Below are 533 nucleotides of genomic sequence, written 5' to 3' on the forward strand. Positions count from 1 at the left end.
GCCTTGGAGGCCTCCATGCCTTCCGGGTCGAAGGCCCGGATGGTGGCGCCGCCGTCCTGCAAAGCCTGGATGATGGAGATGGAGGGGGCGTCGCGCATGTCGTCGGTATTCGGCTTGAAGGTCAGGCCGAGGATGGCGACCGTCTTGCCGCGCACGTCGCCGCCCATGGCGGCGACCACCTTGCGGGCCATGGCGCGCTTGCGGTTGTCGTTGATGGCGACGGTCGTCTCGATCAGCCGCACCGGGCTGTCATAGTCCTGCGCGGTCTTCACCAGCGCCATGGTGTCCTTGGGAAAGCACGAACCGCCGTAGCCAGGGCCTGCGTGCAGGAACTTGGAGCCGATGCGGTTGTCGAGGCCGATGCCGCGGGCGACCTCCTGCACGTTCGCGCCCACCTTCTCGCAAAGATCGGCGATCTCGTTGATGAAGGTGATCTTCATGGCGAGGAAGGCGTTCGCTGCGTACTTGATCAGTTCGGACGTGCGGCGGGTGGTGAAGAGGAGAGGGGCCTGGTTGAGGTAGAGCGGCCGGTA

Annotated in this window: 1 protein-coding gene; it reads right to left on the minus strand. The window is 65.5% G+C overall.

What is annotated here, in order from left to right:
• On the minus strand, window positions 1-533 hold a 533-nt coding region (locus tag BUQ68_RS22640; RefSeq protein WP_139315315.1), incomplete at both ends, for a nucleotide sugar dehydrogenase.

Source organism: Mongoliimonas terrestris (assembly GCF_001927285.1).
Lineage (GTDB): Bacteria > Pseudomonadota > Alphaproteobacteria > Rhizobiales > Pleomorphomonadaceae > Chthonobacter > Chthonobacter terrestris.